This is a genomic window from Tepidibacillus infernus, assembly GCF_048898065.1.
In the GTDB taxonomy this organism is placed as follows: domain Bacteria; phylum Bacillota; class Bacilli; order Tepidibacillales; family Tepidibacillaceae; genus Tepidibacillus_B; species Tepidibacillus_B infernus.
In genome coordinates this window covers 1,953,554-1,961,931 of sequence record NZ_JBLWFI010000001.1, presented here as the reverse complement: position 1 = coordinate 1,961,931, position 8,378 = coordinate 1,953,554, and the positions used below count along the sequence as shown (strand labels likewise).

9 protein-coding genes are annotated in these 8,378 nt (G+C 39.6%); all 9 read left to right on the top strand.

The window, feature by feature from the left end:
- A partial coding sequence (locus TEPIDINF_RS09860; protein ID WP_421691605.1) for a zinc ribbon domain-containing protein occupies positions 1-233 on the top strand: 233 nt, incomplete at its 5' end.
- 231 nt (positions 234-464) lie between these two features.
- Positions 465-1,550 carry a hydrogenase small subunit gene (locus TEPIDINF_RS09855; protein WP_421691881.1) on the top strand — a complete coding sequence of 362 codons (1,086 nt, stop codon included), beginning with the start codon at positions 465-467 and terminating at the stop codon, positions 1,548-1,550.
- 2 nt (positions 1,551-1,552) lie between these two features.
- On the top strand, positions 1,553-3,268 hold the full coding sequence (locus TEPIDINF_RS09850) for a nickel-dependent hydrogenase large subunit (RefSeq protein ID WP_421691880.1): 1,716 nt from the start codon (positions 1,553-1,555) through the stop codon (positions 3,266-3,268).
- A 93-nt stretch (positions 3,269-3,361) separates the two neighbouring features.
- Entirely contained in the window at positions 3,362-4,033 is a 672-nt protein-coding gene (gene cybH / locus TEPIDINF_RS09845) for a Ni/Fe-hydrogenase, b-type cytochrome subunit (RefSeq protein WP_399167883.1), read from the top strand.
- Between the two features lie 13 nt (positions 4,034-4,046).
- On the top strand, positions 4,047-4,538 hold the full coding sequence (locus TEPIDINF_RS09840; protein ID WP_399167824.1) for a HyaD/HybD family hydrogenase maturation endopeptidase: 492 nt from the start codon (positions 4,047-4,049) through the stop codon (positions 4,536-4,538).
- Complete coding sequence (locus tag TEPIDINF_RS09835; protein WP_421691879.1) at positions 4,535-4,957, top strand: hypothetical protein; 423 nt, start codon at positions 4,535-4,537, stop codon at positions 4,955-4,957. Before TEPIDINF_RS09840 ends, TEPIDINF_RS09835 begins: the two co-directional genes overlap by 4 nt.
- Before the next feature lie 19 nt (positions 4,958-4,976).
- A complete protein-coding gene (locus TEPIDINF_RS09830) occupies positions 4,977-5,327 on the top strand; it encodes a hydrogenase maturation nickel metallochaperone HypA/HybF (protein WP_069801016.1) in 351 nt (116 codons plus the stop codon).
- Between the two features lie 86 nt (positions 5,328-5,413).
- Positions 5,414-6,079: a hydrogenase nickel incorporation protein HypB gene (gene hypB / locus TEPIDINF_RS09825; RefSeq protein WP_068726183.1), complete on the top strand. Its 666-nt coding sequence runs from the start codon at positions 5,414-5,416 to the stop codon at positions 6,077-6,079.
- The gene (gene hypF / locus TEPIDINF_RS09820; protein ID WP_421691878.1) at positions 6,058-8,364 is read left to right on the top strand and encodes a carbamoyltransferase HypF; all 2,307 of its coding nucleotides are present in this window, start codon (positions 6,058-6,060) and stop codon (positions 8,362-8,364) included. Before hypB ends, hypF begins: the two co-directional genes overlap by 22 nt.
- The last annotated feature ends 14 nt before the right edge of the window (positions 8,365-8,378 follow it).

Genomic DNA, 8,378 nt, shown 5'->3' with positions numbered 1-8,378 from the left:
GCTGGGGCATGTTCACCACCTTTCTCCAATACAAGTTAGAGGAGCAGGGGAAAAAGCTTATCAAAATAGATAAGTGGTTTCCATCATCCAAAACTTGTTCATGTTGCGGTCAAGTAAAGGAGTCTCTATCTCTTTCTGAGCGCATATTCCATTGTGATTGTGGTTTTGTGGCAGATAGAGATTGGAACGCTTCTATCAATATCAAGCGTGAAGGATTGCGACTGTTAGTATAATCATAAATAGAGCATGGAACAGGCTCGATAGCTAAGTAAATTTCGTACCGTTAGGTGCGATTACCTTAGAAGCCCCCACCTCTAAGCGAAGCGTAGGTGGCGGGTAGTTCACTATAAATATATTAGCTATATGCAGTGATTATGAACAATTGGTGAACTAATATACGATACAACTTTTTTATAATCATAAGTGTTATTATTATCATTCTAGAAAAATGGAGGAGTAAAAGAATGGATGGAGAGAAAACGATTTTAGAATCTGCTCTTGAAAGGGGGATTTCTCGTCGGCGTTTCTTACAGATGTGTACCGGTTTGGCTGCCACAATGGGTTTAAGTTTTTCCCAAAAGGATGTTGTAGTGAAGGCAATGGAAACAAAAAAACGCGTACCAGTCATTTGGCTACAAATGCAAGATTGCACAGGTTGTTCTGAATCATTTATTCGCTCTACTCATCCTAAGGTTGAAAGCGTTTTACTAGAGATGATTTCGTTAGAATACAGTGAAGTCTTATCCGCCGCTTCCGGTCACCATATTGAGACTGCCCGTCAAAGTGTCCTTGAAAACTACAATGGGGAGTATGTCTTAGTTGTAGAAGGAAGTATTCCTTTAAACGATGACTTTTTGATGATTGGTGGTAGATCCGCAAAAGAACTTCTGCTCGAAACAGCAAAGGGAGCAATGGCGGTGATTACTTATGGAAGCTGTTCTTCATGGGGTGGAATTGCAGCAGCAAAACCAAATCCGACCCATGCAGTGCCTGTGACTGATTTAATCAAAGATAAACCAGTGATTCGAATTCCTGGATGTCCACCAATCGCTGAAGTGATGACTGGTGTGATCGCACATATTATCACCTTTGGAACAATTCCGGAACTAGATAGTCAAAAAAGACCAAAGGCTTTCTATCGACACAGGATTCATGATACATGTAACCGTCGTGCGTATTTTGATGCAGGCCTGTTTGCAGAAAGCTTTGATGATGAAGGGGCAAAACAAGGCTATTGTCTATATAAGCTTGGTTGTAAAGGCCCTACTACATATAGTTCTTGTGCGCAAATTCGTTGGAATGGTGGGGTAAGCTTCCCGATTCAATCAGGTAATCCATGTATTGGTTGTACAGAAAATCAATTCTGGGATAATGGGCCTTTCTATGTTCGTGAGGCAGAAATCCCTGGTACACAAACGACGATCAATCCTGAGAAAGTTGGTCTCTATGCAACTGGGGCTGCACTAGCAGGTATCGCTGTTCATGCATCTATTACCGCAATGAAAAAAGAACCAAAAAAACAAGAAAACTCGATAAATAGAGGTGAATAAAGATGGAGCGATTAGTGATCGATCCGGTTAGCCGAATAGAAGGCCATTTAAGAATTGAAGCAGATTTTAATGATGGGGTGATTAAAGATGCTTTTAGTTCTGGGACATCGGTAAGGGGAATTGAACTGATTGTCCAAGGCAGAGACCCAAGAGATGTCTGGGCCTATGTTCAACGGATCTGTGGGGTTTGTACCACGGTTCATGCCTTGTCCTCCGTTCGTTCAGTTGAAGATGCGTTAGATATTCATATCCCGCGAAATGCTCATTTAATCAGAGAAATGATGAATGAAACATTATTTGTTCATGACCATGTCGTTCATTTTTATCATTTACATGCCTTAGATTGGGTGGATGTCGTCAATGCATTAAAAGCAGACCCTGCAGAGACAAGTCGTATTGCTCAATCGATCTCTGATTGGCCGAAATCATCTGTTGGTTATTTTAAAGAGGTTCAAAATAAAATTAAAAAATTAGTGGATAGCGGACAACTTGGTATTTTTGCTAACGGATATTGGGGTCATCCCGCTTATAAGTTACCACCTGAGGTTAATCTACTAGCAGTAGCACATTATCTAGAAGCACTAGATTGGCAAAAAGAAGTAGTAAAAATCCAAACGATTTTTGGAGGAAAGAATCCACACCCATTTTACGTGGTAGGTGGAATGGCTACTCCAATCGATATCAATAGTGATACAGGAGTGAATGCAGAACGATTAGCCTATATTTCTCAACTGATTGATGAAGCAAGAGAGTTTGTGAACAAGGTCTACATTCCTGATCTTTTAGCGATTGGTTCGTTCTATAAAGATTGGACCTATGGTGGAGGATTAAACAATTACTTGGTTTATGGTGATTTCTCTACCAGCGATTGGAAAGAAGTGAAGGATTATCGTATGCCTCGAGGTGTCATTCTAGATGGCGATTTAAGCAAGGTATATGATTTAGATCCTAGAGACCCAGAACAAATTAAAGAATTTATTGATCGTTCATGGTATACCTATGATGGTCAAAGAACAGGTGCAAAACATCCTTGGGAAGGGGAAACCACATTAAATTATAGTGGTCCAAAAGCACCTTATAAAAATTTAAATACGGATGATAAATATAGTTGGTTAAAATCTCCTCGTTGGAAGAACAAACCGATGGAGACAGGTCCATTGGCTCGAATGTTAGTAGGATATGCACTAGACAAAGAAGAGTTTGTCGATATTGTCGATAGTACTTTGAAAAAATTAGATTTACCGATTAGTGCCTTACAGTCTGCCTTAGGAAGAACGGTTGCGAGAGGACTTGAAACAGTTCTCATTTCCAACTGGTTACGCAATGATATGGATGAACTATTGAAAAATATCAAGAATGGGGATCAAACCACATTTGACCGTACAAAGTGGGAACCAAGTACATGGCCAAAACAAACAAAAGGTGTAGGTTGGATGGAGGCTCCTCGCGGTTCGTTAGGCCACTGGATTGAAATTGAAGATGGCAAGACAAAAAATTATCAAGCGGTTGTTCCTACGACTTGGAATGCTTCTCCAAGAATTGAGGACCAAAATGTGGGTGCTTATGAAGCGGCTTTAAGGGGGACACCTGTTTTAGATCCTGAACAACCGATCGAAATTCTAAGGATTATCCATTCTTTTGACCCATGTTTGGCTTGTGCCGTTCATCTGACAGATTTAGAAAATCAAAAAATGACCGAACTGAAAATAGGTTATTAGGAGGGAAGTTTGATGTCGATCCCTACTGAACCAAATCCAATCCCAAGGTATCAGCCTGATTTTACCTTTGACCCAAACCATGTTAGCAGGAATATGAAAGGAAACTGTACTAAAGTATATGTATGGGAGCTTCCGGTACGTATTTTCCATTGGATCAATGCACTAGCTATTATCATTTTAATGATTACCGGAGTCTATATTGCTCATCCTTTTGTAGCTGCGCCTGTTCAAGAAGAAGCTTACTATTCTTTCTTGATGGGCTGGGTTCGTTATATTCACTTTTTTTCTGCTTTTGTTTTTACGATCAATTTACTTGTCCGGTTCTATTGGGTTTTTGTTGGGAATCAATATGCAAAGTCAAACCCGTTACGAAAAGAGTTTTGGAAAGGTACGTTTGAAACGATAAAATTTTATTTATTCCTAAAAAATAAGAAAAAACATTATATTGGTCATAATGCCTTGGCTGAATTAAGTTACTGGATCTTTATTGGCACAGGATCACTCATCATGATGTTTACTGGATACTATTTATATTTTGAACCCAATCCAGAATCCTTTTGGGGGAAATTCTTCTCTTGGGTTCCATACCTTTTTGGTGGAGATAGTTTTTCCGTTCGATCTTGGCATCATTTAGTGGCATGGGGATTTATGGTGTTTATGGTGATTCATATTTATATGGCATTTCGTGAAGATTGGCTCACAAGGAACGGAACGGTATCTTCTATTTTCACAGGTTATAAGTCTGAATGCGATCTAAGAGACTGAAGGTGTGTAACAGATGATGACTGAAGAAAAAAAAGCAAAAAAAATCATTATTATTGGCATTGGCAACACCCTCTATTCAGATGAGGGTGTTGGTGTGCATATTCTTCCCTATTTACGTGAAGCTCTACCAGAGTCACCCTATCTTGAGATCGTAGAAGGGACAACGGATGGAATCAAATTATTAGAACCTGTTGAGGAAGCTGATTATTTGATTATTATTGATGCGATCAATGCGGGGAAACTAGCAGGGGAATTAATAACGATTGAGAATGAGGAAATACCAAAGTATTACGGGATCAAAATGTCAATTCATCAAGTGGGTTTTCAAGAAGTATTATCTGCAGCCAAACTTCGGGAAAGATTACCGGAAAAAATGATCATGTTCGGTATCCAGCCTTATTCCTTACAATTAGGTCTTGAATTATCAGAAACGGTTCAAAAACAATTGCCAAAGCTGGTAGAAAAAGTCGTTCAACAGGTTCAAATTTGGAGTGAAAGTTTGTGAATCGTGCCGAGTTCTTATCTCAGATGAAAAAGAGCCTTTTAGAGGCTGTAAAAGAGTTTGTTTCTCCTTTAATTGAAGAGGACGTTGAGAAGATCGATCAATTGTTTGATGAGATGACTGGGGTGAAGTGGCACTCTCTTGGACATCTTCATCCAAAAGCGTTTATTGGGTTTAAGGATCTTTTTTTAGAAAATCGTTCGATTAGCCTTTATTCTAATGGGGAAGAGATGAAAGCTCTTGATAAAACTTGCCCAATTTGCCATGCCTTCATTCAGTGGATTCCTTTTGAAAAGAAATTGATCTGTCTAGCATGCAATAAGCAATATTTCATTGAAAAGAATGAGGGCCAATTCATTCCAAAATTTTACCCTTTAAAAGAAAAGGATGGTAAGTGGTTTGTTTTAATAGAGAAAATGTAAAGAAAAGAGGAGGATCAAGATGCATGAGATGGCTTTGATGGGTGATATCCTCCATTTGATAGAAGAAGATGCGAAAAAGAGGAATATCAAAAAAGTAGAAGAAGTAGATTTAATCGTAGGAGAATTGAGTAATGCACTACCAGACGCATTGGAAATGGCTTTTGATGTGTACAAATCTCAGGGAATTGATTTCTTAAACAAGAATGCAAAACTAACCATCATTCACGAGAAAGCAAAAGCCATATGTGTGATCTGTGAATTAGAATATATGCCAGAACAACGGATTGCGGTATGCCCTGCATGTAACTTTCCGAGTGGCAAGTTGATCGCTGGGGAAACGTTTAAAGTGAAATCCTATAAAGGAAATTAGATAGGTTTGTATAGGGGTGGAATATACAAACCACGAAAAGCAATGTGTTAAAGTTGTGTACAATCTTTACAAAGGGGGAAAGGGAGATGGAAATCGTTCTAGAGGAAGACATTCTATCAAATAATAATAAGGCCGCTGAATTTAATAGAGAGCAGTTTCAAAAAAGTAGAACTTTAGTGATCAATATTATGAGTTCACCTGGGGCAGGAAAGACGACGTTATTGGAAAAAACTGTACAGGCTTTATCCAGTGAATTTCGCATTGGTGTCATCGAAGGAGATTTGGCTACAGAAAAAGATGCGGATCGTATTCGTGCATTAGGAGCAAAAGCAGTACAAATCAACACCAATGGTGGTTGTCATCTAGATGCAAGAATGGTAGCAAAAGTGTTGCCTGAATTTAATTTAGATGATATAGATATCTTATTTATTGAGAATGTAGGTAACCTGGTTTGTCCATCTGGTTATGATCTAGGTCAAGCCCATAAAGTGGTGGTTTTGAGTATTCCAGAAGGAAATGACAAGATTCCAAAGTATCCAGTGATGTTCCGTAGAACAGAATTGGTTGTCTTAAATAAAATTGATTTGCTTCCTTATCTAGATTTTGATGTACAACAAGCAATTGAAGACTTAAAAGGAATTAACCCTGAATCGAAATTGATCCAACTTTCATCGAAGACAGAAGAAGGACTAGAAGAATGGCTCAATTGGATCAGGGGTGTTTATCAAAAATGCTTAAAGCCAGCAAATTAACGATAAAAGGAAGGGTTCAAGGGGTGGGATTTCGCCCCTTTATCTTTCAATTAGCTGAAAAATATGACATCAAGGGAACTGTTCAAAATAATATGGATGGGGTACAAATCGTAGCGGAGGGGGAGGAAGAATCCCTTCAACAAATGATTGATGAAGTTAAGCTCCATCCTCCAAGGTTATCTAGAGTGGATTCTATTGATGTTGTAGAAATGGATCCTAAGGGATATCAAGATTTTATGATTATCCCAAGTGAACGAACGGGGAAGTCCTCTTTAGTGATTCCCGTCGATTCGGCGGTATGTGAAGATTGTTTACTGGAGATGAAAGACCCAACCAACTTTCGCTATCGTTATCCCTTTATCAACTGTACCCAATGTGGCCCCCGTTATACGATTATCTCTGAATTACCCTATGATCGTCCCTATACGGTCATGTCATCTTTTGAGATGTGTGAGTCCTGCCAGGAGGAATATGAGAACCCTAATAATCGTCGTCATCATGCTCAACCGATTGCTTGCGTTTCTTGTGGGCCAGATGTTGAATTATTATCCATCGATGGAGAAGGTATAGGGAAAGGTGATCAAGCGATCAAAAAAGTACAACAGTTGTTAAAACAAGGCTTTATTGTTGCGATCAAAGGCCTAGGGGGTTATCATCTAGCCTGTGATGCTTTGAATGAGGAGACAATCTCTCGTCTAAGGGAGAGAAAACGACGGCCAAATCGGCCCCTTGCTGTAATGGCTGCTTCAATGGAAATCGTTAGGGATCTCTGTTATATTGGACCAAAAGAAAAGGAAACCCTTCAATCGCCCGAATCACCGATTGTCGTATTAATGCAAAAGCAGCATAACCAGTTGCCTAAAAACTTGGCTCCAGGCTTAAAGACACTCGGGGTCATGTTTCCATATACGCCATTACATCATCTACTCTTCGATGATCCAGACCTTCGTTTATTGGTGATGACGAGTGCCAATCCATCAGGAATGCCGATTCTTTATAAAGATGAGGAAGCACGAAAAGGATTAAAGGGAATTGCAGATTTTATCCTTACTACGAATCGAGAAATTTTACATCCTTTAGACGATTCGGTGGTTCAGGTCATTGATGGTGAGATTACTTTTCTAAGGCGTTCAAGAGGTTATGTTCCTGATCCAATCTCAACACAGCAGCCTGTCCATGATGTGATAGCTTTAGGTGGGCAGCAAAAAAATACCTTTGCCATTGGCAGACATGAGCAGATCTTCTTAGGACCTCACATTGGGGATATGGATCACTTGGAGGTTGTCGATTTTTTTAAGAATGAATTTCACCATCTCATGAAATGGATGGGAACTCAAGGAAAAGTGATTGGCGTGGACATGCATCCCCAGTTTACAACGAGAAGTTTGGCGGAGGACATGCAGGGGAAGATGTTTGAAGTGCAACATCATCATGCTCATCATGTGGCTTGTATGGAAGATAATCAATTAACAGAACCTGTGTACGGGATCATTTTAGATGGTACTGGCTATGGTGAAGATGGTAATATTTGGGGTTTTGAAATCCTTTACGGAGACGCCCGTTCCTTTAAGCGACTAGCCCATCTTACTTATACTCCCCTCCCAGGTGGGGAAAAAGCGATTAAAGAGCCTTGGCGCAATGCTGTCGGGATGATGATCGGTTATTTAGGAGAAAAGGGAGTAAGACTAGCAAAACAACTTTTTCAAGAGAAAGAATACGAGATTGATATTTTAAAAAAGATGATTGAAAAGAAGGTCAATACGCCGCTAGCAGGGACGTGTGGCCGTTTGTTTGATGCGATTAGTGCTATGTTAGGCATTTGTCAGGTTTCCACTTATGATGGTGAAGCAGCAATCCGTTTGTCTGAAATGATGCCTGAAGAAATCACGATTCAAGAATCCTACCCCTTTGAAATTAAAGAAAATAGGGATCAGGGACTAGAGATTGATTTTACCAAAATGATTGATCATATAACAAAGGATATTTTGCAGAAGAAACCAGTGGTTGAGATCGTTCAGCTGTTTCATCAAACAGTGGTTACTGCTCTTGTGGAGGCACTTGTACAGGTCTCCAGTTTCCAAACAGACTGGAACCTAAAAGTGGTTTTATCAGGGGGCAGTTTTCATAATCCATTTTTAACTAGTGAAATGAAAAGGAGACTTTCGCAGCTAGGCTTTGAAGTTTATACCCATAAAAAGGTTCCTTGTAATGATGGGGGAATTGCGTTAGGTCAGTTAATCGTCGCGGCAAATGCTATCAATAGAGATTCGAATGAAAGGATTTAAAAGGGGGAGAGTAA

Bases quoted from the DNA above. Each gene is read 5' to 3' on its own strand.
- hypF (WP_421691878.1), top strand. From the start codon at position 6,058: ATGCTTAAAGCCAGCAAATTAACGATAAAAGGAAGGGTTCAAGGGGTG.
- TEPIDINF_RS09830 (WP_069801016.1), top strand. From the start codon at position 4,977: ATGCATGAGATGGCTTTGATGGGTGATATCCTCCATTTGATAGAAGAA.
- cybH (WP_399167883.1), top strand. From the start codon at position 3,362: ATGAAAGGAAACTGTACTAAAGTATATGTATGGGAGCTTCCGGTACGT.
- TEPIDINF_RS09840 (WP_399167824.1), top strand. From the start codon at position 4,047: ATGATGACTGAAGAAAAAAAAGCAAAAAAAATCATTATTATTGGCATT.
- TEPIDINF_RS09855 (WP_421691881.1), top strand. From the start codon at position 465: ATGGATGGAGAGAAAACGATTTTAGAATCTGCTCTTGAAAGGGGGATT.
- hypB (WP_068726183.1), top strand. From the start codon at position 5,414: ATGGAAATCGTTCTAGAGGAAGACATTCTATCAAATAATAATAAGGCC.
- TEPIDINF_RS09850 (WP_421691880.1), top strand. From the start codon at position 1,553: ATGGAGCGATTAGTGATCGATCCGGTTAGCCGAATAGAAGGCCATTTA.